This window comes from Bacteroides sp. K03, from assembly GCF_019734355.1.
Taxonomy (GTDB): domain Bacteria; phylum Bacteroidota; class Bacteroidia; order Bacteroidales; family Bacteroidaceae; genus Bacteroides; species Bacteroides nordii.
In genome coordinates this window covers 58,765-83,201 of record NZ_JAASHC010000022.1, presented here as the reverse complement: position 1 = coordinate 83,201, position 24,437 = coordinate 58,765, and the positions used below count along the sequence as shown (strand labels likewise).

Here is a 24,437-nt window from a genome sequence, read left to right as displayed (position 1 = left end):
CGTTTATTTTTTAGCATAAAGTACCGGATTCAAAGCCGGATCATTATACATCTTCATCTGCTTATATACCTTCATGTATTTTCTGCCGGCCTCAATATCAGTCAACAATTGGTCAATAGCCGTTGACAGATCTTTCTGTTGTTCCAACAGAATAGAAAGTTTGGCCAGACATTGGTCATGATGTTCTTTCGTTGTATCCGTACGGTCTACTTCCTGCTGCATATGATAGATTTTCAAGGCAAGGATAGAGAGACGGTCAACAGCCCAAGCGGGACTTTCCGTATTAATCGTAGCGTTCGGCAGAGAAACTACATCTTTATATTTATCAAGGAAATAACTGTCAATCAATTCCACCAGATCCGTACGATCCTGATTGGACTTGTCAATTCTGCGTTTCAACTTCAATGCTTCTACCGGGTCAATCTGAGGATCACGGATTATATCTTCAAAATGCCATTGCACAGCATCAATCCAGTTCTTTAAATACAAATAATATTCAATCGATTTCAACTCGTATGGGTTATTCATCGGAGCATCCACACTATCTGTAATATGATAATCGCTGGTCGATTTCCCAAAAATGTCATTGCAAAGGTTACTAAATGTCATAATTATAATCATTTTAATGAATGTACAATAAGACAAAGCTAAAGAATTTTTCTCAGACGAACAATCCTTTCTTACTTTTAATTATACATCCATACTATAAACACGCATTATAGCTTCGTAAAACTTATCATAAGCCAGCTCTTTCTCAAAATATTTTTTAGCCTGATCGCCCAAACGATTACGCGTTTCAGCATCCAAGATCAATGATGACAAAGCCTGGGACAAAGCATCAACATCGCCTGGTGTCACTAACCATCCATTATTTCCATGCTTAATAAACTCTACTTGTGCCCCATTATCCGTTGTTATAATACATTTTCCCGCCTGCATAAATTCTATGGCAGTCAATCCGAAAGCCTCTTTACACAAAGAAGGGGCAACTCCGATATCAGCATCTGCAATAAGTGCACGCACTTTATCCGAGTGTCCCAGAAATGCAACTTTATCAGCCAGCCCCTCTGAAACCACAAGTGCCTTCAATCGCTCAATAAAGTCATCCTTGCCCTTACCTATGATTACTGAGAAGAAATTAAGATGGTGAAGTTTGCCTAATGCTGTAATCAACTGAAGTATCCCTTTCGCCGGAACGACCCTCCCGACAAAAACAATCAGCGGACACTCTTTAGGAATATGAAATCTCTCACGAAGGGTTTCTGACTTATCTATAGGTTCTATATAGGGAGGAATACTGTTATGAACAACAATACTGCGTTCTTTAGGGAAACCGGGAACTGAGCCCAAAAATGTTTGTTCACCGAGTCGTGATACAAACACAATACGATTTATATGCCGATAGGCCCAAAGATAGAGAGGATTATTTTTCCCTTTTTTAATAAGATGCCTCGTGAGAACTATTTTTGCTTTACTCCCGGAAATACGTTTGGCAAGGATAACAGTAAACATTTCTTTGAAGCAATGGATATGTATAATATCCGTAGGATGTTTTTTTAAATACTTGCTTAACCGGATAACCGAGTAAAAATCTATAATTCCTTTGAAAGGTAACTGGTAATACTCCCCATCGATTCCTGCAACTCTCTGAGCTATAACAGAGCTTTTCCGTGAGAAAAAGGTGACAGCATGCCTGTGATTCGTAGAAGCTACAGCCAAGTCATATATATATTGTTCACCTCCTCCCCAAACAGGAGATGCAAAAATCTGAATGATATTCATATTTATTTCTATCTTACAGCTTTATAGCGAGTCGTCTTTGCCATCAGGCAGTAGTTTTTTACCTATCAAGTCCCGACAAAGATACTATTTTTTTTGTATTTTTGCCAAAAATGAAAAATGATATGAAAATTATTATAGATGACAAGATTCCTTATATACAAGAGGCTATCAAAGAAATTGCAGAGGAAGTTGTTTATATACCAGGAAAAGACTTTACACCAAAACTCATACACGATGCTGACGCACTAATTATCCGCACAAGAACTCATTGTAACCGCGAACTGCTGGAAGGTAGCCAGGTTAAGTTTATTGCAACTGCAACCATCGGGTTCGATCACATTGATACAGAATACTGTCGTACAGCCGGCATTACCTGGGCCAATGCTCCCGGATGTAATTCTGCTTCTGTAGCACAATACATTGAATCCGTACTCTCGTTGCTGAAGATCACCAAAGGTAAAAATCTTAATGAAATGTGTATAGGCATTGTAGGAGTTGGAAATGTAGGAAGTAAAATAATTGAAGTAGCAAAGACACAAGGGATGCGCATATTGCTGAATGACCTTCCCAAAGAAGAACAAGAAGGGAATGCTGAATTTTGTTCTTTAGAACAAATAGCGCAAGAATGTGACATAATAACTTTCCACGTCCCTCTATACAAAAACGGAAAATACAAAACCTACCATTTGGCAAACGAATCATTCTTCCGTACTCTCAAACGCAAACCCATAATTATCAACACTTCCCGTGGAGAAGTTATTGAAACAAAAGCATTGCTGGAAGCCCTGCAAAAAGGAGTCATTTCTGAAGCAATCATTGATGTATGGGAAAATGAACCCAGTATTAATCTTGAGTTATTGAATAAAGTAATAATAGGAACCCCTCACATCGCAGGATATTCAGCAGATGGAAAAGCAAATGCAACACGGATGTCATTGGACGCTCTCTGCCGGCATTTCGATATAAAAGCCAACTATACCATCACGCCTATGCAACCCCAAAACACATTCATACAAGCTGCAACTTTAGAGGAAGCTTTACTAAAAATATACGATCCACGCCAAGATAGTAACCGATTAAAATCACATCCTGAACAGTTTGAACAACTTCGGGGAGACTATCCTCTAAGAAGAGAAAAAGAGGCGTATATTATATCAGTTGAAGTGCCGGAATAAAATACGTATTTAACTTGGTGTTAATTAGTATACTTTATAGGTAAAAAGTACGTACTTTTACAGGTATAAAGTACGTACTTCTGTAAACATCAAAATGGTAGTTAAGACACTATGTTAATAAAGTTATAGGATTATGATGTTATAGGGCACAGAATAATTATATAATTGATTTTAAAACAACTATTCACCACATTTTATAAATTTGGAAATTACAATTTATTTATCTTTTAAATATCATGAAAAAACTTTTTTTACTTGCTTTTCTCCTTCTGAGCACTCTATCTGCAAACAGTAAGAAAGCCGGAGAATTTACTGTTTTACAATGGAATGTCTGGCAAGAAGGAACATCTGTACCAGGGGGTTACGACGCTATCATTAATGAAATTGTCCGTTTAAAACCAGACTTTGTCACCTTTAGCGAGGTCAGAAACTATAACAAAAGCAATTTTAGTGCCCGCATTCTGTCTTCCTTGCGAGAAAAGGGATTGACTTACTACTCTTTTTATAGCTATGACACCGGCTTATTGAGTAAACATCCCATCACAGATTCTCTGACAGTTTTTCCCGAGAATGGAGATCATGGTAGTATCTACCGACTATTGGCCACCGTCAACGGACGCAAGGTAGCCGTATACACAGCCCACCTTGATTATCTGGATTGTGCATACTACAATGTACGCGGATATGACGGTTCTACCTGGAAAGAAATTCCCAAACCTCAAACAGTGGAAGAAGTATTGAAAGTAAATACAGATTCGCAACGTGATGATGCCATCAAGCTATTCATTGACCAAGCCCATAAGGATATGACCAACGGATATAGCATTATTTTAGGAGGAGATTTCAATGAGCCCTCTCATCGTGACTGGTTGGAAACGAACAAGGATATGTACGACCATAATGGCATGGTTATCCCCTGGACAGTAACCACTCTACTTGAAGAGGCCGGATTCATTGACAGCTATCGTGAAATTTATCCTAATCCGCTTACACACCCCGGATTTACTTATCCTTCGGACAATCTGTTAATAGCCCCCGAAAAGCTAACCTGGGCACCGAAAGCAGACGAACGTGACCGGATCGACTTCATTTTTTATCAAGGGAAAGGGCTACAAGCAGAAAAAGCAATTATATTCGGCCCTAAAAGTTCCATTGTACGAAGTCAAAGAGTAAAGGAAACATCCAAAGATAAATTCCTCCTTCCTAAAGGAGTATGGCCTACCGACCACAAAGGATTACTGGTCACATTCCGTTTCACGGAATAAACAGATAAACACCTGATAATGAGCGCTTATAAAAGTGTATTTTTTTTTTGTGATACAAGAGTGTACACTTTTATATAACAACAGGAATGTACACTTTTGCTATACAAGAGTGTACATTCTTATAATTCTTATTGAATCATAGCTGCCCAACCTCCGTTACGCACCATCTTAATCTTAAATGTATCACCCGATTTCACCTGACAATCCTTCTTTCTATAATCCATTGCCTGACGTCCGGCATTAATACCATCCTCAAAATAGGTCATCTGATAATTTTTGCCGGGGTTCAGAAAATCAAGAGAGATTTCGAATTCCCGTTCTTTTTGTTTATTATTTGTGATACCGCCTATAAACCACTGATTACCTTTACGTTTAGCTACGATTACATACTCTCCCGCATCAGCAGCCAATGCTTTAGTCTCATCCCATACTACCGGTACTTTAGTAATAAACTCCGTACAGTCCGGATTTCTATAATAAAGGGTAGGATTATCAGCTAACATCTGTATACCACTTTCAAATACAACAAACAATGCCAACTGATAAGCACGGGTACCAATGCTGGCCGAATTAGGACGTCTGGACTGATAAACTTCCGGTTGCATGCTGATCATTGCCCCCGGGGTATAGTCCATTGGGCCTACTGCATTACGCATAAAAGGTAAAAACAGACTATTGTCAGGATAGCATCCTCCCATTTGTTCCATACCACGTACTCCTTCATAAGAAAGCAGGTTCGGATACAGCTTCTCCAATCCGGCCGGTTTGAACGAACCATGCATATCTACAAACAGATGGTGTTTGGCTGCTTCTTTAGCAACACGTTCATAATAGTCCACCATCCACTGGTCACTACGATCCATAAAGTCAATTTTCAATCCTGCCACTCCCCAGTCTGCAAAGGTTTTAAATGAATCAAAGTTATTTTCTACAGCCAGCCATGTCAACCAAAGTGCAACGCCAACTCCCTTCTCTTTACCATAACGGATAATTTCATGTACATTTACTTCCGGATTCGGTGTATAAGGATTACGGGTACTCATAGCCCAACCTTCGTCCATTATAATATAAGGTATACCATATTTAGCTGCAAAATCAATATAATACTTATAAGTATCCAGATTAAAACCAGCTTTAAAGTTCACATCCGGCCCGTAAGGGGAAGCAGCATTCCACCATTCCCAACTGGCCTGCCCCGGTTTTATCCATGAGACATCATCCAAACGACATTTGGAAGCTAACTTGTCTGTCATAGTCTGCTCTAACAATTCAGTATCCTCCTTTGAAATAAAGAAATATCGCCAGGGGAAACTGCGGTTTCCTTTTGTTTTTGCAATATAGTCTGCCTCTTTTAGAATCTTCAGACTGCGGTCTCCGTCTTCACCAAACTCCAGAGGTACCCGTGGAAACACACCATGAATGCGTTCTTCAGCACCATTCCCTTTCAAAAACAGACAAGGATAATCTACCAGATCTGTCTCCGATATCAATATCTTATATTTCTTCCCGGTATCCATCAGAACCGGAAGATTAGACATTTTATCTTCAACTTTCCATTGAGAAGCAACAACATGACTATAGGGTTCCTCATAAGCAGTTTTAAAACCACCCGGCTGTTGCAAATGAGTCAGATAATCTCCAGCCAGACCGATAGAGAAATCTTCGTTCAGCACCTCTATTGCTTCTTTTTTATCAGTAACAAAACGATAAGCCACTGCATCATTATATACCCTGAACTCAACAGAATATCCTCCCTTGAATTTCAGACTCTCCCCATTATAATGGTTACGTATAGAAGAAAATTTCAGGGGAATAACCGGAGCTACCATTTCATCTGCCGAGAGTTTCTTTTTACCAACCAACTTCGGATTCTCTCCCAAAACCTGCCCTCTTAAAGTCATTCCCAACCGGCAATCCTTTAATAAAGTTTCATCATCATAGGATACGTTGTATACAATCTGCCCATTCAGGTTAATATCCACCTTCATTTTTCCGTCCGGTGATTTTATCTCAATATCTCGGGCATGAGCTGTAACCGCTCCCATACATAAAACGGCAATTAATACTCCGTATAGCTTTCGGCTATTTATAATACAGTTTAGCAAAATCATAAAAGTTATATTTATATATTAGTTTTAGCAATCTTTTTACATTACGCAAATCTTCTTCCGGCAAGAGGTCTGACCATCAAAAATATCTACCAGATAGAATCCTGAAGGCAAATGAATATACTCCCGGTCTGCCATCATCTGAATACGATCGAGCAAACATCCACCCACTGTATAAACTTGTATGAGGAGCGGAGTCACTTCCTTGTTTACAATCACCATACTTCCTTTTTCTGTAAAGATGGAAAAATTTATATCCGCCCCGCCTATTTGTTCCTGTAAACCGGTTACAGGATTCTTTGCAAACAATTGCCAACGGGATAGCTCAAAGTTCTGGCTTCCGTTAACAGACTTCAGCACAAGCCGATAATACTGATAAGCATTCTCCTTATTGGATATACTTTCCGGATTCTGATTGTCTACCGGTATTTTTCCTTCCCGTTGTAATTCGTCCAGCAATTCAAACAACATGGTTCCACTCAAATGTGTAGAAGCATCATACCGTTTTCCTTCGTCCGTAGAAGATGAAAGTACTCTTTCGGGACGTTCTCTCCAGTTATTCTTAAATATAATTTCCGGTTTCAAAGTAGCAGCATCCCACAGTCCTTTTGCATTTTCAAGCATATACTGCGTATAGTGTTGTTCACGCACAGAATCTAACTTACCCGACAAAATCCATTGTGAGAGATAGCGCATAAGAATACCTTTAAACAGTCCGCCATCGCCCTGTCCTTCACCATTATCCAAAATACCGTCCGGGGAAAACTTAGTCCAGTCATTCACAATGTAATCCCCTGTACGAATGGCTGCATCACGATATTTCTGCTCTCCGGTAATTTTATACAATTCCAGACAAGCCCCCATCCATGTACCTTGATTATAAGTAAATGACCACCCCAAATTATCATTCAAATACGCATCTTTTACAATTCCGTTGTCAAATAACAGATGAGAGTTTGTCCATTCCCATATCTTTTTTGCCCAGTCCAGATATTCTTCGTCCTGTGTCAGGTTGTAGAGTCGTGCAGCCAGAATAGCAGCAGGCGCATTGGAACAGGCATTTTTTGATTCCGGCGAAGCATCATTCCATTGTATTCCTCCTCCATGCTTATCATTCCAGCCTACTTTTATCCAATCCCAAAGTTGAATGGCTCCGGTCTTCCAACGTTGCTCCAACTCATCTCCCCAAACAGCATCTGCTCTCAGGCAAGCCAATCCCATCCATTCCATATCATCAAAAAAGCCATTCCACAAAGAACTTTTACCATATGTTTTCTTACCATATGAAAGCATCGCATTGTATACTCTTATAGCATTTTTACGGTACGTATTATCTCCAGTGCGTTGGTATGCATCTACGAATACATCGATCACATGTGCCATCCACCAGTAGTTGAATCCGTTATTTGACAGGGTGGAGTTCGGATGCCATCCATGTATCAGATAATATCCCGACCCATAGGTTTTCCAGAAAAGTTCCAGCATACTTTGCTGAGCCATGTCGGCTGCCACTCCCCAATCATATTTCTCACGGTCTTTTCCCAATTCATATATCTGCATATTGTTGATAGCCTGCAGGTATACATTACTACGAGAATCAAGCACCTTCCAGTTTTCACGATCATTGGACCCTAATAATTCCCAACTTCTCGGGCTGGAAGCTATGTTATTGGCAGACATCACAGAGTAACCTTCTATCTTTTGCGGAGTATCCAAAGCATATTCTATCCAGCATGACTGAACACCATTTTGTCTGAAAACCTCAGTAGTTTTATCACTCAACAGATTTTTCAGTGAAGAATTATCGGCATACTGTCCGGTTAAGTTATCGGCTTCTGTTATTAAGTTATCGAAATCAGGTTTCGGATAGCCCAGCAATTGCCATTCTGCAATTTCCAACATTGTACCCGAAACTATTTCCTCAATACTAAGCCTGAAATATTTATACGCATTTGTGCCATTGGTTTTACTAACAAGGGCTTCCCGAGGCTTTGTCGTGACTCCCACTCCTGAAAGAATACGCTTCCAGGTTTCTCCGTCATTGGAACCTTCTACCTTGAAGCTTTTCGGAGCGGTAGCCTGCTTGTCCGAAAGAAGCAATAAGTTAGCTGTCACAACCATTGGCCGGGTTGCTTCATACACAATCCAGTTTTTTCCGGTAAACGGAACCGAATATACCGTACTGTCATTTTTATCACTCAGTAGTTCCAGTGTCTCCATCTGATCGGATCGTAAATTTCCCCCTTCATCAAGCAGACTATAACTTTGAAATGTCTGTTGAGCAGATAAGAGTGAAGCAAACATACCCATGCAAACTCCTCCCAGTATTCTAACCATAATCTGTGTTGTTCTCATTATTTTTCTTGTGCTATTATTTTTTGACTATATGATTCTTTCCCTGTATATACATTAACAATATAAGTTCTTCCGGGAGCAAGTGTTTCCGTCAGTCTCCCGTCATGAATATTCCAATGCTGTAATACTTGTCCTTCAACGGAATATAACGTACAGACAGCCTCCTTACTCGCGGTAATTACCTGAAGAGTACATCCTTCTATACGTATTTGAACATCCTTCTCCTGAGCAACGCGTTCATTTCCTACAATACAATTATCAACCACTCTTTTCAAAGTAATACGATCCATATTGGGCATCAACGCAGACGCATTTCCTATTTCAATCTTATTTTTCCCGCTTTCCAATTGTGTCAAGACAGTTGTAAAAGACAAATGTTTGCCTTCCAGGCCACCCGAAGACGGGAAATGATAATAAATCTCCTCTCCACCATTCACCTTGAGATAAGCATCTTTTTCCTTATCGGTCATATAAAAGAAAGTCAGAGCGTATTCACCGCCCTCCTCTACTTCCACATCACTATAGTTTAATTTATTGCTCCTTCCTAAAGCCGACACATATGCCCCACCGGAACAGACTGCATCCTGTTCCTTCTTAGCAAAAGTAGCTGCATCTTCCGCTTCCAATGTTTTCTGCCACGGTTTGGGTAAACAGTCGGACACGGACAGTCGGACACTTGCACCACCAGATGCCAATAACGGAAGTGTAAGGGTTGTATTTTTACCTACATTGGGCTGATAGTCAAAAGCAATTTCAGCTTTACACCCGCCATCCTTATAAATATAGGCATAGTATGTTTTTGTTTCATCCAAAAAGTCCAGCGGTATCGACAACGTACGTGCCTGGTTGCAAATAGAAGACACATACCAGTCATCACCTTTACGGCGAGCCAGCGTAACATAAGACTCCGGTTCGGTTTCCAAACATTTGACATCATCCCAGGCAGCCGGAATATCTTTAAGATAAGATTCTGCTATATTGTACCTATAACTCAACGGATTATCTACATAACATTGAATTCCCGATTCATAGAGACTTAAAAGTGCCAATTGATGAGACCAGGAAGTGTATTGGCTTACTGCTCCCCATTTTGTTCCAAACTCGCCCGGTGTATAGTCCATAGGTCCTATTACATTACGTGTCATCGCCAACATAACATTATGTGATGGTTGCAGCATTACCCTGTTTCCTAAATACATTTCGCCACCATATACGGCTTCCGAAGTCAATACATTAGGCCATGTTCTACGGGTTCCCGACGGACGGGTACACCCGTGCCAATTAACTAAAAGTTCCAAATCCGCAGCTGCTTCCTGTACAATATCATATTGCTTCATCACTTTTTGTACATCTCCGTCCCAAAAGTCAATCTTTGCACCTTTTACTCCCCAGCTTTTCCATTCGCTCAAAATCCGATTTATTTGCTCTTTATTGCTTGCAAATCTATTCTGATGACTCCACAGAAGCACACCTACCGATTTACCGGCGGCATATTCAACCAATCGTTTCACATCCGAAGAGCCATTCCAACCATCACGTACACTGTCCCAACCATCATCCAATATGAAATACTCCCACCCCATAGAGGCTGCCATATCCACATATTTCACTGCAATATCCCAACTTATTACATTTTCGGCATCTTCGCCTCCCCAATTCCAGGAAGCTCGCCCGGGGCGTACCCATGACCAATCCCGCTGATCGGCATCAACATTCAAATGCTCCACCATCGAGGATTCTATTATTTGATTCAAAGTGCCTAGCATTACTACGCGCCAAGGCGATTCAAAGGGACACTTCACTAACACCGTCCCCTCCGGTTTATAATAATAACAACCTGTCGCCTCGGCAGGCATTAGCCTGCTTGTAGCATAGCTACCTGTATTTGCAGCCTCTGTCAATAGTAAATAACAAGAACCGTTAGTCTCCACTAAGACCGGAGATCCTTGTCCTTCTGCAGATTGTTCCAGGGTCATCGCCCAGTTTTTTCGGTTGTACGTTGTTTCGTAATTAGCATTATACTTTTGCGACCAGGCTATTTTAAAATCATTTACAGCAATTTCGCTCAATTCCTGTCTCAAAGAGCCCGACTCTTTTCCGTCAACCTGATATCTATATGCAAATCCCTCATTGAAAACTCTAAATACTATTTTTATACTACTTCCCAACAATGTGGTAAAAGCCACTTCTTGCTCATTACACCGATTATGATATTCACTCATTTTTCCGGAAGGAAGTGTATAAGTCTCATCTATCTCTCTACTTACCTTATCGACATACTCCAATTTTGTAAAATTAGTAAACGAAAACGAAATTCCAAGTTTGGAGTCCGACACTACGAGCTGTTCGTCTTTATATACCCGATAAAATATATTTTCATCCTTTTGCATCAATTCTACACGAATAGAAGTATCGGGCGAATAAATGGTCGATATAATAGTAGCACTGTTTTGTGCAATACAAACAAATGGTTGTGTCAGAAAGAAACTAATCCACACGCCCAGGATCATTAATAATCTTCGATTGTTCAAATTCATGGTATTATGTATGCAAATAAAATGAAAACAGGAAACCATTGTATGTTTTTCAGGAAAACATCACGGTTTCCTGTTATTTAAAAAATTAACGAGTTAAAACTTTAGTAGCTACTCCATCTACAGTTACGATATAAAATCCGGCAGATACAGGCACTTCAACAGTACCGTCAACTATGCCTTCTTTTACTTTTTGTCCGCTCAAACCATAAATACAGTAAACAACTCTTTGGTCGGCAGAAATAATAACCTTGTTATCTACAGAATAAACCTGTGCCGAAACCTTATCGGTATAGATATCTTTCACACCGGTAATTATATCTATAGGTTGTTTTTCATTAAACAACTGCCATGCTGTAAGTTGCGTATTGTCACGGCTTCCGTTGTTTGCAGTAATTTCCAGTTTGTATACTGCACATTCTTTTGGTTCTGCAATGTTATAAACCAAAGTAGAAGAGGATGTCGGGAATTTTATATCCTTGCGGCTATCAAGTACTATCCATGCTCCATTCATGTAACCATACAATGTCCAGTCTTTCGGATCACGTGACTGTAACTCCCAGGGGACAGTCAAAGAATAACTCCTTGCTGTTTCTGCAGTTTCTAATCTATATTGAAAGAAAATCGGAGTCTTTTCGGTCGGAGACTTAACCTGGTCTGCAGTGAATTTTGTACTCAGCTTTCCATCAACGATATACTGGAATCTTTCACCATGTTCCTTATCAAAATCCCAGCCATCTTCCGAAGCCTCCAAACCGCTATCATCGCCCTTAAACATATCACTCGGCAAGGGGCGTTCTGCACTTACGCAAGGCGAACCAAACAACTGCCATTCTGCAATATTCAGGTTTTCGTCTCCTTTTGCTACAAGACGGAAGTATTGATATGCAACCGGTTCATTCTGATTAAACTCAACTTTATGCTGTTCGTAAACACCCTCTTTGGCAACACCAATGCTACCTAACTCTGTCCAATCACCTTGTCCATCAACCGAACCTTCCACTTTCCAGTTCGTCATATCACCGGAACTGGCAATCGCATATCCGGTCAGCATGAGAGGATAAGGCATTTTTGCCATAAATGTAGCTTCCTTTACATCCAATTCAAGTGATGTGCGTTCATCATTATCCAATAGTGCTATCATCTTACCTTCAGCTACAGTCACATCGGAAGACATTTCAGCCATATCTGTATAGTCGAAAGAATAGGCTACCTTTTCATACCCCGGATCAGAGATAGTAGCATCCACTTTTACTATTGTCATCTTGTCCATATTAGGGGAGTCACTATGTTCGGAAGTGGCTCCGCTATATGAATTCAGCATGACTGTATTTTCTCCCTTTTCCAGATAGAGTAATACAACTTTCTTATAGATTGTCGGTCTGCTTGGATCATCCGACTCTTCTCTTCCCCATGTAGGAGTTTTTTCACTGAATTCCAGATATTGCTTCGGTTGAGCATTCACTTTTACATAAATCCAACGCGTCTGCATAGTAGTATAATCAATATAAAGCGCATAAGCTCCCGTTTCGGGTACGGTCACTTTATAAATTGCACGCCCGGTGCTCCCCAAGGTTACGCCGGCTGTTCCGCTATAATGATCGTTGTGCTCTGTCATCAACTTAGCAGAACCCGAAAGTGCATTACTACTTTCCATTTCAATCTCAATCGGTTCCATTTCTTCCGGAGTTTCTTTCAGTTCCGCAGTAGAAGGAGTGACTGTGATTTTATCTATATTAGGAGCAAAAGACAGATACTTACCTTCACTTTCGGAATATCCGTCAAAAGCTTTAATTACCAAATCATTATCCCCAACCTCTGGTATGTACACCGAAATAGTCTTAGTCACTACTCCCGGACGCTCTACTTCATTTCCATCTTCATCTTTTACGATACCGGGCGCACCATTCCAATTGCCTGTTGTCTCGGTACAATCTACCACTATCGGATTACGGTCGGCGATCTTCACTAACAAGTAACGCTCCTGCATAGAGACATAAGAAATAGACAAGTCGTACATGCCCGGTGCAGGAACATCTGTAATACTATAACCTAACTCTGAATCTTTCCCGACAGATAACTCATCTACAAACTTACCACCAGATACAACATTGCCGTCGGCAGTTGCGTCTGTAACTCTTACATAACTGCTTGCAGAAAAATCTTCTGCTTCACGTTCCCACTTCCAGGATTCCTGTGCGCTTACCATTACTGGCAGAGCAAGCATACCCAACATAAGGATTGCACTTTTGAAAGACGGTTTAAGAGTAATTCTCTTTTCCATACTAATTAGATTTTAAATTAAACAATATTCTTTTTATTCACTCGAATGCCGAGCGGTTGTTGCAAATATAGGGAGCTGCACAAATATCTATAGTATGTATTTACGACAGATTAGCACAGAAGTACGTAGAATAGCCATCTGACGATTCTTTGTCTCGAATGCAGACTCTCCCACGACATAGAAACGGACACAAAGTCTACTCGACTGATATATTCTATTCTCCCTTATCTTCTTAAACATTCGAATACAGAATAATTGTAACAAGAAGATGAGGGAGATAAAAATAAACCGGACATACACGAAGCTATTCGTTTACCGTTACACTATGCGTATATTGCTTGATAGACGGTTGCATATTCAATTCAATAGTCAAATTCTGATTATTATGAGACTTTTTATTAAAACGATAGCAATAATTGGATGAATCATCCACTTCATAAGCATAAAAATAATCTACTGCCGAACTGGCACTTTGTTCAAGTGAGGTCTCTTTTGAATATCCCCAATAGACATAGGTGGAAACACCTTCTGCGTCTGTTTCCTGTATCCGGAATTTATACTTATAGTTATTACTTACAGCAGCGAAGGCAGCAGTTACTGTCCATATCGGCTGAGCCGCACTTTTCAGTTGCATTGTACCCAATACTTCTTTGGTACCATCATACCACACTTCTACTTTTGAGATCTTTGTCATAGAAGCACTTGCCTGATTAAAATCAACCCGGATACGATGTATGCAATCCTTCTCCAAGGGCTGGGTAGAAACCTCTGTCCCTTCAACCAGGCTGGAAGCATTAATCGCGAAGCGACGATACGTTTTATCGGCAAGTTTTTCCACAAAATACAAGCTACCTTCTTTTAACGAAGTGAATATCTCAAAAATTCCACTTCCATTTCCTGTTGCCACCATCTTCATAGGAATCACTTTTGTATAATCATCGCCGGCAGCAGTTGCTGTTCCCATCAGATATAGTTCGGACGGATTATACGCATATCCCAAAGGACGAGTAATCACAATCTTCCCGCTATTGCTACTTTCAATTGCATTAATACCATTGGAAGCCCTTACTTTCCAGTAAATAGTCCCCGTAGTAGATTGCCCGATACCTGCTTTTTCTGCAATCTGATTTAATTCATCATTGGTCAATTCCATAAAATTCTCAGATCCGATGCTTTTAGTTTCTACAGTATAGAATACCTGTGAAAAGTCTTCTGCACTGGAGAACTGAATTTTATAAAAAACCATCGAATAATTGCCTGCATGAGATTTTTCCCATTTCAGTTTCTGCAACTCTTCCTTATTTTCAGAAGTCACCGTAACGTTCATAGGAACTCCTTCAACTGAAAATGCTGATAAGGTTGTTTCCGAATTATCATCCCAATCAAAGTTTGAACAAGAACTCAGAGTCAGAATCAGTCCCAGCACATATTGAATATATTTCATAGTCTTCATATCTTTCACTATTAAAATTTAAATTATTCTTCCATATCCGACGAGCTTATACTGCTCCATTCCGGATTTTGCACCAATTTGTTTGCTTTATAAATATCACTTAGCGGAACAGGCCATAAGAGATTATGCTCCGGGAATGTTCTTGTTTCAAACAGGGTACGTTTATAGAATGCTGATTTCCCAGCAGGATCATTCACATTCATACCATACTTCGGACCATTAAAATATTGATGAGCAACGCCCCAACGTATACAGTCAAAGTAACGCGCTTCCTCAAAACCTAATTCCACTCTTCTTTCACGACGAATAACTTCACGCATCTCTTCCTGAGTAGACGGAACAGCAAGCCCTTGCTCACCATATCCCGGAATACCGGCACGTTTTCGAATATCATTTAGGTATTTCAAAACAGTACTTTTATTTTTATCAAAATTAGCTTCATTCAATGCTTCAGCATAATTCAGATAAAATTCTCCTAAACGGAACAGGATAGCTGCATGCTCAATCTTCTGGTCGGTTTCAATATTACTATTGGGATTCACAAGTTTACGACACAGATAACCTGTCTGTGAATAATTTCGGGTTTCTTTATCTGTACGCCCGGTATTTCCACCATACCAGAACTGAACCTGGGTTTGATTGAATTTAGACATCCATTTAGAGTTATCAAAGCAAACCGACACATAAAAACGCGGTTCTCTGCCTGCATACATTTTATAAGTACCCGGCATTGTGTATCCATCATCACCGGTAGAGGTGGTAAAGCCCTCTTCCACATAGCCGGACTTCTGATTAATAACAGGACTTCCATCGGCATTATAACCCAGAATCGGAGACTCACCATTCTTCATAAAATAAGCATCTACCATTTCCTGTGTAACACCCCATCCGGACCATCCTTTTACAAAACGAGGCGAGCAAGCCAGATCCATTTCCCAAAAGCCTCCGGCAGGTTTAGCCCAGATAATTTCTGAATTCCAATCTACAATGAAAATATTCTGATAAGATTCATAAGGATCGGCAGAAGGAGCTTTATACAAAGCAAAATCTGTATACTTAAACACTTCTTCCGTTGCCTGAACTGCCGCTTCCCAACGTTCTGTAGCACCTTCATTGGTGTAGTCCATCATGTAAGAGCCATCTATATTCTTAAAGCTCTTGAACAATGGAGTTGTTTTGTCACGATTGTAAAGATCACTGGCGGCATACAATAAGACTCTTGCTTTAATAGCCTTACAAGCCACTTCTGTAATTCGTCCGTAATCATTTTTGTTCAAATACCTGGGATCTCTGCTATCTGTGATGTTCACATCGAGCAGGCAGTGACCATCAATCACACCATCCAACTCTGATGTTACATAATTGAAACACTGGCTGATACTGCTACGAGCGATGTTCATTTCTTCAACTGACGCATCTCCTTCTACCAAATCATCTGACAGAATAACCACCGGACCATACTGCCGGATCAGACAGAAATAAAACCAGGCTCTCAATCCACGGGCTTCTGCCTTATATTGTGCAATTTCTGTTGGTTTCAACTCAATGTTCTGGTCCACATGATTCATAAAATAAGTAGCGGCACGGATACCGGCATAATAATGTGACCATAGGTTGCCATAAAACAAGCTTTCCTTATCGGGAGCCAGTAACCCAAGATTTATTTTAGAAATTTCATAATCTGTGTAAGTCACATCTATTTCATCTGATACACCAGCCCAGATCGTTTCATTACTCCAGTTATAAGGAGGCCGGATATAAGAGTAAACATTAGCAAGAAACTCCAACGTACTTTGTCTGCGTTGAAACACTTTCTCCATCGTGTCAAGATTATCCGGTTCGTTGTCAAAAAAATCACTGCAAGATGAACACGGAATAGCCATCAAAAGGCAAACTATAATTCTATTAATATATTTTTTCATAATGCTTTTCTTGTTTTAGAATGAGAAGTTTAATCCTATATTGCACGACTTCGTATTCGGGTATTTAGTTCCGTCACATGCACCTAATTCTACATCCCACATATCAAACTTTGTAAAAGTGAGCAAATTATATCCTTGTATATAAAGTCTCAAATTATAAAGTCCCCACTTCTTTGTAATCTCTGATGGAATAGTATAACTAAAATCCAACGTCTTCAAACGCAGATAAGAGCCATCATGTAACCAGAATGTACTTTCCGAATAATTCTCGGCATTAGCAGACATACCATAATCCAGTCTCGGCCACTTTGCATTCTGGCTTGGGTTCTCCGGAGTCCAGCGATCTACTATATTAGCATATAAGTTTCCTCTTGCCGCAGCATCCGAGAAGGGTTTTAGAGCAGAAGCACTCAAAGAAAGATCGCATTTGGCTACTCCCTGGAAGAAGGCTCCTAACGTAAAGTTTTTATAAGTAACCGTTGCACCCAACCCGTAAACGATCTGTGGCACCTCCGGATTACCAATGTATTTCTTATCGTAGGCATCAATCACTCCATCATCGTTCAAATCACGATACTTCAAGTCACCCGCCTGTACATTAACTCCTCTGAGCTTAGGTACTTTAGGATCAGTAATGTCTTCGGAAGTATAGAAGCCATCACAAACATATCCGAATTTAGTATTCAGGGAAGATCCACGGGAATTTAACCACGAATATGGTTTTATCGGGGTATCGTCTTCAATAATCTCATTCTGATTGTAAGAGAAGGTTCCTCTGAACATAAGACCGACTTTCCCAATCTGTTTTGATAAATCAGTTGTTACTTCAAACCCCTTATTCTCTACCGTTCCTAAGTTTCCAAAAGGAAGTGTAGTAATACCAATATAATTCGGGATACCCTGACGTCTCAGGAATATATTCTCACGGCGTTCTTTAAAGAAATCAACCGCAAAAGTCAAATCATTATTCCACAAATTGAAATCAACACCAAGATTCATTTTGGTAGAAGTTTCCCAGGATACATCTACGCCCATACGCCCCACGGTAACGCCACTATAACCATTCTGCCGCTGATCACCAAAAGTGTATCCACTTCCATTGCCTACCGTAGACAGGTAAACAAAACGTTCATCGCTTTCTCCTCTGCCCTTTGTATCAAGTTGGCTGTTACCGGCTTGTCCCCATGAAAAACGGAGTTTCAGGAAATTGATATAGTCTGATACCGGCTGAAAGAATTTCTCATTGGAAGGTACCCATGCCAGTCCGAAAGAAGGGAAGAATCCGAAACGCTTTTTAGGTGTGAAATTCTCTGCACCGTTGTATCCGAAATTACCTTCAAAGAAATAGCGGTCATCATAAGAATAAGTAGCACGGCCTGCAATACCTAAATTCCGGAACGGCATTGAATGCATCAATGTACCAGCAGTAACGTTAGAGTAGTCCGTCATATTATACAAAAACAAACCACTCACCCGATGTTTTTGAGCAAATGTCTGATCATAATTCAAAGCTGCTTCAAGATAGTATTGACGATGTCCCCATTGTTGCTTGTTAAATCCCCAGCTATCAGTACCTTTCATCTTATCTGTACGTTCCAGAATCAATTGTCCGTTATCATCGCGTCCGGTAGCTTTATAAGTTATAGGGTTGGTACCTGTACGCTGAATATCATTTCTCATATAAAAGTCATAAGCAACCAAGGCACGCGCACTTAAACCTGGCAAGAAGAAGTCCAGGTTTTGTTTCACACGCAAATCTGCCCGGGTTTCACTTGTGTTCCGTTTATTACTACCCATACGGTAAACCATAGCATAAGGATTCGTAACCTCTCCTCCATTATCAATATAAGGAATGGCATAGTTATCATAACTTACCGGAAACATCACCGGATAAGCCCGCATTATCATTTTGAACACATCTTCTGCCTTATAATAAGGAGTGTTGTAATCAGAAATCTCTCCTTTTATACCCAAGTCCACCTCTGTAGACTTAGTCACCTGCATGGTTAAATTAGAAACGAAATTTATACGGTTAAAATTCATACTTCCGTCATACTTTTCGTCTTTTCTCTCTTCATACAGCCCGCCCTCATTATAATAGCCCAAACTAACATAGTACTGAGCAAATTCCGAACCACCGTTAGCACTGATGTTAGCACGTTGATTATAACCATGATCTTTGAAAATCTCTTTCATCCAGTTTACATTCGGATAAAGTAGCGGATCCTCCTGATTATAGGTTTTATTAATGACATCTTGCGAATAAACAGGCGTTCCACCTTTATTCACCGATGCTTCATTGGCCATCTGCATATAAGTAATACCATCTGCCAGATCAGGGATCTTTGTGAAACTGGTCACACCGGCATTATATTCTACTTTTATCTTCGGCTTTCCCTTAACGCCTTTTTTGGTCTCTATCAAAATAACGCCATTAGCACCTTTCACACCATAAACAGCAGTTGCCGATGCGTCTTTCAATACCTGAAATGATTCAATATCTTCCGGATCAATATTAGAATAAGAGCGCTCTACACCATCTACCAGAACAAGCGGAGTAGTATTTGTAGTAGTAGAAACACCCCGAATCCAAATTTGTGTATTATCATCATTTCCGGCTTCACCACTCCGCTGCATCCCAATTACACCCGCAACACGACCTGCTAACACAGAATTAAGAGTAGCTACCGGTTGTTTCAAATCTTCTACAAATTTCACACCGGACTGTGCACCAATTGTCGAGATTTTACGTTGCGAGCCATAGCCAACAGCCACAACCTCATCCAACATCATAGCATCTTCAACCAATGTGACATCTATACTTGCACGATTATTGATTTTTACCTCCTGAGGTTTATATCCTACAAAGCTAAATACCAATGTAGCATTTCCAGGAGCATTCAATACAAAGTTTCCATCCATATCTGTTATTGTTCCGGAAGTCGTACCTTTCACTAATACAGAAACTCCGATAGCAGGTTCTCCTTTTTCATCTTTCACAATACCAACAATACGAATCTGTTTTGATTGCTGTTGTTCTGCAACGACCGTAGTACCGGAAGTTTCTGCTTCAGCACAAACAGGTAGCATCATTCCCACACATATAAGTAATGTAGGAATCAACCTTTTGTTTTTTTTGCATGCCATAGTTATACATTTAAAGTTATTAATAAATTTTTCTGAGTACAAAAATAGACTATTCCTTATTTTCATTAGTTCCAAAACATGACATATTAGTATAACTAAAAAGATATCTTTAAAATAATTTTTCAAAAGAACGTTTTTAAGCAAATCGCATATATACCTAATATATAGAGCCTTATACCCCACCAAAAACATTACAAAGACTCACAGAAAGATCTTTTTCACAAAAACAGACTGATAAGTCACAAAAACAGATAAAAAAGAAGACAGCATTATTGCGTATTATTTTTATAATATCTTCTTTTGCCTAACCAAAATCACAATATCATGAAAAGGCATATTTTACTTCTATTAGTATCCGTATTATTTTCAAGTATCTCTACTCATAAAACACAGGCATACAATACTTATAGAATATCAAGTAAAGAGGGGTTATCCAACAGCTCTGTTTTATCATTGTATCAGGATAAAGATGGTTACTTATGGGCAGGAACCTGTGATGGTTTAAACATACTGGATGGAAATGACATTGAGATTTATTATCCGAATGAAGAACTATCCAACAGTATCTCAGGAAATTTAATAGAAGCTGTATCCGAACTTTCAGATGGTAAATTTTGGGTACGCACCAATTATGGACTTGATCTGTTTGATAAATATCAAAAAAGTATCAAATGCTACACACAATTTGAAGGATATTACAAATACTCTCATAACAAACTTCAGGAGACGCTTGTACTTTACAATGATAATAACCTTTATTTCTATAATAAGAAGGAACAAATATTCTCTCTTGCAGGACCTCTACCGGTAAACTACAAAGAGGTTATTGATTTCTTCATTGATGATACGAACAGAGTATGGATATGTACGCCGGACAAAGTTATAAATGCAACCTTAAAAAACGGTAGAATAATAAATGTAGAAAAAAATTCGTTGTTCTATGATACTCACTTTTGGTACTTATTCCACGAACAGAATAAATTGTATTTTGTCGATGGATCATACATATTGTATGAGTTCGATATAGAAAACAATGTAAAAAAGCATATTATCAATCTCAAAGAGTTAATTCAGGAATACGGAAACATATCGACTATTATAAAAGATAAAGATGATTATTTGGTAGGTTTCCTGACAAGTGGTCTTATCCGTATCAAATATACTCCACAGAATGCATCCAAATATGTTATTGAGGAAACTACTATTCATTGCGGGGTCTTTTCTTTATTGAAAGATCTTTATCAAAATATCATATGGATAGGAACTGATGGACAAGGTATTTACAGGTATTCAAACGATAGTTACACTTTTCATTCGATTACTTATGACCAATTTCCAATACAAATATCCAAACCAATCCGTAGTCTGTATCTAGATTCAAAACAAAATTTATGGATAGGAACAAAAGGGGATGGAGTAATACGAATAGAAAATTTCCATCCGGAACAAGATAACCGTACTAAAAAAATATCCCAATATACTATTCATAACAGTTCATTGGCAAATAATTCAATCTATACTTTCTGCCCCGGCAAAAAGGATATACTATGGATGGGGAGTGACGGGGATAAACTGAACTACTATTCGTATACCGACAACAAAATTCACGAAGTAGCTATGCCTGATAATATTTCTATAAAAAATGTACATGTTTTGTATGAAGCCAATGACACTACACTATGGATAGCAACCGTGGGACAAGGTATCCTAAAAGCCACATTAAGCAATAGCCCCAATCAACCACAAATCCTTGCAATAAAGCCGATACAGTTAGGAAAAGAGCTCACTCATGCCCATTTCTTCTCTATGTATCAGGAAAACGACAGCATTCTCTGGCTTGGAAGCCGTGGTAATGGGGTAGTCAGATTAAATCTAAAGACTCTCAAATATAATAATTACCTATTACATAAGAAAAAGACATCGCCGGTCAATGATATATTCTGTATGCATCGTGACAGTCAGCTAATTTATTTAGGAACAAGTTCCGGACTGATAGAGGTACAACTCATAAACAGGAAATTACAGACCCGGAATGCCACTCGTGAATTTCACTTCCCCAACAATACGATACACGGGATATTATCAACCTCTTCCAATGAACCTCTCTGGCTCAGTACAAACGGAGGACTTATAAAATATGATTATAACAATCAAAACGCAGAAGTGTACGACCAGCGAAACGGTCTAAATGTTATAGAATTCAGTGATGGCGCTTATTTCAAAGACAAAGAGAAAAACGATCTTTACTTCGGAGGAATCAACGGGTTTGTTGTAGTTCATACAGAAGATATAGAAAATCAAATTTATACACCACCTGTCCTTTTCAAAAATATACGTATCAATGAACAAAATATCAATATCCGGAATTTAATGAAGGACGGAGTATTAACTCTGACATCCCAACAGAATTTTTTCACTCTTTCATTTAGTGTATCCGATTATATCAACAGGAATAACCATACTTATTTCTATCAGCTAAAAGGCTTCAACGAACATTGGTTCAACAACTATAATTCTAATAAGATAGTAATCACAAACCTCCCTCCGGGAGAATATACCTTATTAACCAGATATCAGTGCGGACTTACGCAAAGTGACATCTACTCATTAAAAATAAAGATACTAGCACCATGGTATGCAACTACCTGGGCATATATCTGCTATTTCCTCATAGTCACCCTCACTTTGAGTTATATCATATATACCTCTGTCAAAAGACATCAGAAAAAACGAAAATACCAATTAACAAAGCTACATCAAAAACAAAAAGAAGAAATCTATGAATCTAAACTCCGGTTCTTCACTAACATTACACACGAGCTGTGTACACCATTAACACTGATTGCAGGGCCTTGCCAACGTGTACTGACATATCCAAAGTCGGATAGCTTCATTCTGAAATATACAGAACTGATCCAACGTAATGCTCAACGCTTGAATGAGCTGCTACAAGAATTAATTGAATTCAGAAGAATCGATACCCAACATCGGCAATGCACTATTGAGAACATAGACATCTCAGGACTTGTAAAAGAAATATTCAATTCTTTTGCTGAACTGGCTGACTCAAGAGCTATTCATTATCAGATATCTATTACGGATAATATAATGTGGCCCACTGATCGGAACGCTATCATCACAATCGTCACAAACTTAATATCAAATGCCTTCAAATATACACCTAACGAAGGAGATATATCCATAGATATTAGTACAAACAACAATTCTCTACAATTCAAAGTCAATAACAGTGGTTTGGGAATTCAACCTGAAAACATCCAACGAATATTCGATCGCTATCGTATTCTCGATCATTTTGAGAAACAGAGCTTACAAGGTGGAGCTACACGCAACGGCTTAGGTTTGGCCATTTGTAAATCATTGGTCGAACTTCTGAACGGAAATATTCATGTAGAAAGTACCCCAAATGTTCTGACTACTTTCCTGGTAGAACTTCCACAAATGGCTATAACACCACAAAGTAACACTACTAACATAAACAGAGAGGTAGAAATCAGATCCCAAAAAGTAGACTTCGTTCTATCTCCTAAAGAGTATGAGTATCAGGAATCAAGACTTACTATTTTCATAATTGATGACGATGCAGAAATGCTATGGTTCATATCAGAACTATTCACAGACAGATACAATGTAATACCTCTTTCTAATGCTTCTCTGGCATTAAGAAAATTGGAAACAATACATCCGGACATCGTCATATCCGATATATACATGACTCCCATAGACGGTATTTCCCTTACTAAGAAACTTAAAGAAAACAAGCAAACATCTCATATTCCGATAATCTTACTATCAGCATCACAAGATATAAAAGAACAGATTAAAGGAATGGAATCCGGAGCAGATATCTATCTGAGTAAACCATTTAACGTAGAATATTTAAAGACGGTTGTTGACAATCTCATCAAAAGAAATCATTCTTTAAAAGATTACTATGAATCAACATTAAGTACATTTAATCTTACTAACGGGAAACTACTTCATAGTAGCGATCAGGAATTTCTGAATAAAATGCTTCAGATTATAGATGAGAACATCATGAATCCGGAAATATCTACACAGTTTGTTGCCGATGCCATGGGATTAAGTATCAGAAATTTATATAGAAAATTGGAAGGAATCACGGAAATGACTCCCACTAATATAATAAAGGAGTACAGACTAAGCATGGCACAGAAGTTATTGGTAAAGACCAAACTATCCATTGATGAGATCATTTATAAGTCGGGATTTACCAATCGCGGAACCTTCTTTAAGTTATTCTCATCTAAGTATGGATATACACCCAAAGCCTATAGAGAACAAAAAATGAGTGAAATATCATTGGAAACAGAAGTATCATCTGATAATACATATAATAATGTATAAAAGGGACTACCACCAATACCAGC

12 protein-coding genes are annotated in these 24,437 nt (G+C 39.1%); 3 read left to right on the top strand and 9 right to left on the bottom strand.

Annotation, left to right across the window (positions count from 1 at the left end):
* Positions 1 to 3: 3 nt before the first annotated feature.
* On the bottom strand, positions 4 to 609 hold the full coding sequence (locus tag HCG69_RS14715) for a DUF4254 domain-containing protein (protein WP_221650656.1): 606 nt from the start codon (positions 607 to 609) through the stop codon (positions 4 to 6).
* An 81-nt stretch (positions 610 to 690) separates the two neighbouring features.
* Positions 691 to 1,782, bottom strand: coding sequence for a glycosyltransferase family 4 protein (locus HCG69_RS14710; protein ID WP_221650655.1), 1,092 nt, complete (start codon positions 1,780 to 1,782; stop codon positions 691 to 693).
* A 122-nt stretch (positions 1,783 to 1,904) separates the two neighbouring features.
* Between HCG69_RS14710 and pdxB the strand changes: the two genes are divergently transcribed.
* Together pdxB and HCG69_RS14700 are read left to right on the top strand one after the other, a co-directional pair.
* Complete coding sequence (gene pdxB / locus HCG69_RS14705; protein ID WP_221650654.1) at positions 1,905 to 2,957, top strand: 4-phosphoerythronate dehydrogenase PdxB; 1,053 nt, start codon at positions 1,905 to 1,907, stop codon at positions 2,955 to 2,957.
* Between the two features lie 236 nt (positions 2,958 to 3,193).
* Positions 3,194 to 4,222 carry an endonuclease/exonuclease/phosphatase family protein gene (locus tag HCG69_RS14700; protein ID WP_221650653.1) on the top strand — a complete coding sequence of 343 codons (1,029 nt, stop codon included), beginning with the start codon at positions 3,194 to 3,196 and terminating at the stop codon, positions 4,220 to 4,222.
* A gap of 128 nt (positions 4,223 to 4,350) precedes the next feature.
* Here the strand turns inward: HCG69_RS14700 and HCG69_RS14695 are convergent, their stop codons facing one another.
* From HCG69_RS14695 to HCG69_RS14665, 7 genes are all read right to left on the bottom strand, one after another.
* On the bottom strand, positions 4,351 to 6,267 hold the full coding sequence (locus tag HCG69_RS14695) for a glycoside hydrolase family 97 protein (protein ID WP_221650664.1): 1,917 nt from the start codon (positions 6,265 to 6,267) through the stop codon (positions 4,351 to 4,353).
* Positions 6,268 to 6,369: 102 nt separating this feature from the next.
* A complete protein-coding gene (locus HCG69_RS14690; RefSeq protein ID WP_221650652.1) occupies positions 6,370 to 8,685 on the bottom strand; it encodes a glycoside hydrolase family 76 protein in 2,316 nt (771 codons plus the stop codon).
* Positions 8,685 to 11,222, bottom strand: a complete 2,538-nt coding sequence (locus HCG69_RS14685; protein WP_221650651.1) for a glycoside hydrolase family 97 catalytic domain-containing protein — start codon at positions 11,220 to 11,222, stop codon at positions 8,685 to 8,687. Before HCG69_RS14685 ends, HCG69_RS14690 begins: the two co-directional genes overlap by 1 nt.
* 85 nt (positions 11,223 to 11,307) lie before the next feature.
* Positions 11,308 to 13,503, bottom strand: coding sequence for a hypothetical protein (locus tag HCG69_RS14680; RefSeq protein WP_221650650.1), 2,196 nt, complete (start codon positions 13,501 to 13,503; stop codon positions 11,308 to 11,310).
* A gap of 304 nt (positions 13,504 to 13,807) precedes the next feature.
* Entirely contained in the window at positions 13,808 to 14,956 is a 1,149-nt protein-coding gene (locus HCG69_RS14675) for a SusE domain-containing protein (RefSeq protein ID WP_221650649.1), read from the bottom strand.
* Between the two features lie 23 nt (positions 14,957 to 14,979).
* Positions 14,980 to 16,878, bottom strand: a complete 1,899-nt coding sequence (locus HCG69_RS14670; RefSeq protein ID WP_221650648.1) for a RagB/SusD family nutrient uptake outer membrane protein — start codon at positions 16,876 to 16,878, stop codon at positions 14,980 to 14,982.
* Between the two features lie 15 nt (positions 16,879 to 16,893).
* On the bottom strand, positions 16,894 to 20,025 hold the full coding sequence (locus tag HCG69_RS14665; RefSeq protein ID WP_221650647.1) for a TonB-dependent receptor: 3,132 nt from the start codon (positions 20,023 to 20,025) through the stop codon (positions 16,894 to 16,896).
* A 324-nt stretch (positions 20,026 to 20,349) separates the two neighbouring features.
* On the opposite strand from HCG69_RS14665, the gene HCG69_RS14660 reads away from it, so the two are divergent.
* Positions 20,350 to 24,414, top strand: coding sequence for a hybrid sensor histidine kinase/response regulator transcription factor (locus HCG69_RS14660; RefSeq protein ID WP_221650646.1), 4,065 nt, complete (start codon positions 20,350 to 20,352; stop codon positions 24,412 to 24,414).
* The last annotated feature ends 23 nt before the right edge of the window (positions 24,415 to 24,437 follow it).

Bases quoted from the DNA above. Each gene is read 5' to 3' on its own strand.
- HCG69_RS14715 (WP_221650656.1), bottom strand. From the start codon at position 609: ATGACATTTAGTAACCTTTGCAATGACATTTTTGGGAAATCGACCAGC.
- HCG69_RS14710 (WP_221650655.1), bottom strand. From the start codon at position 1,782: ATGAATATCATTCAGATTTTTGCATCTCCTGTTTGGGGAGGAGGTGAA.
- HCG69_RS14700 (WP_221650653.1), top strand. From the start codon at position 3,194: ATGAAAAAACTTTTTTTACTTGCTTTTCTCCTTCTGAGCACTCTATCT.
- HCG69_RS14685 (WP_221650651.1), bottom strand. From the start codon at position 11,222: ATGAATTTGAACAATCGAAGATTATTAATGATCCTGGGCGTGTGGATT.
- HCG69_RS14665 (WP_221650647.1), bottom strand. From the start codon at position 20,025: ATGGCATGCAAAAAAAACAAAAGGTTGATTCCTACATTACTTATATGT.
- HCG69_RS14675 (WP_221650649.1), bottom strand. From the start codon at position 14,956: ATGAAGACTATGAAATATATTCAATATGTGCTGGGACTGATTCTGACT.
- HCG69_RS14690 (WP_221650652.1), bottom strand. From the start codon at position 8,685: ATGAGAACAACACAGATTATGGTTAGAATACTGGGAGGAGTTTGCATG.
- HCG69_RS14670 (WP_221650648.1), bottom strand. From the start codon at position 16,878: ATGAAAAAATATATTAATAGAATTATAGTTTGCCTTTTGATGGCTATT.
- HCG69_RS14660 (WP_221650646.1), top strand. From the start codon at position 20,350: ATGAAAAGGCATATTTTACTTCTATTAGTATCCGTATTATTTTCAAGT.
- HCG69_RS14695 (WP_221650664.1), bottom strand. From the start codon at position 6,267: ATGGGAGCGGTTACAGCTCATGCCCGAGATATTGAGATAAAATCACCG.
- HCG69_RS14680 (WP_221650650.1), bottom strand. From the start codon at position 13,503: ATGGAAAAGAGAATTACTCTTAAACCGTCTTTCAAAAGTGCAATCCTT.
- pdxB (WP_221650654.1), top strand. From the start codon at position 1,905: ATGAAAATTATTATAGATGACAAGATTCCTTATATACAAGAGGCTATC.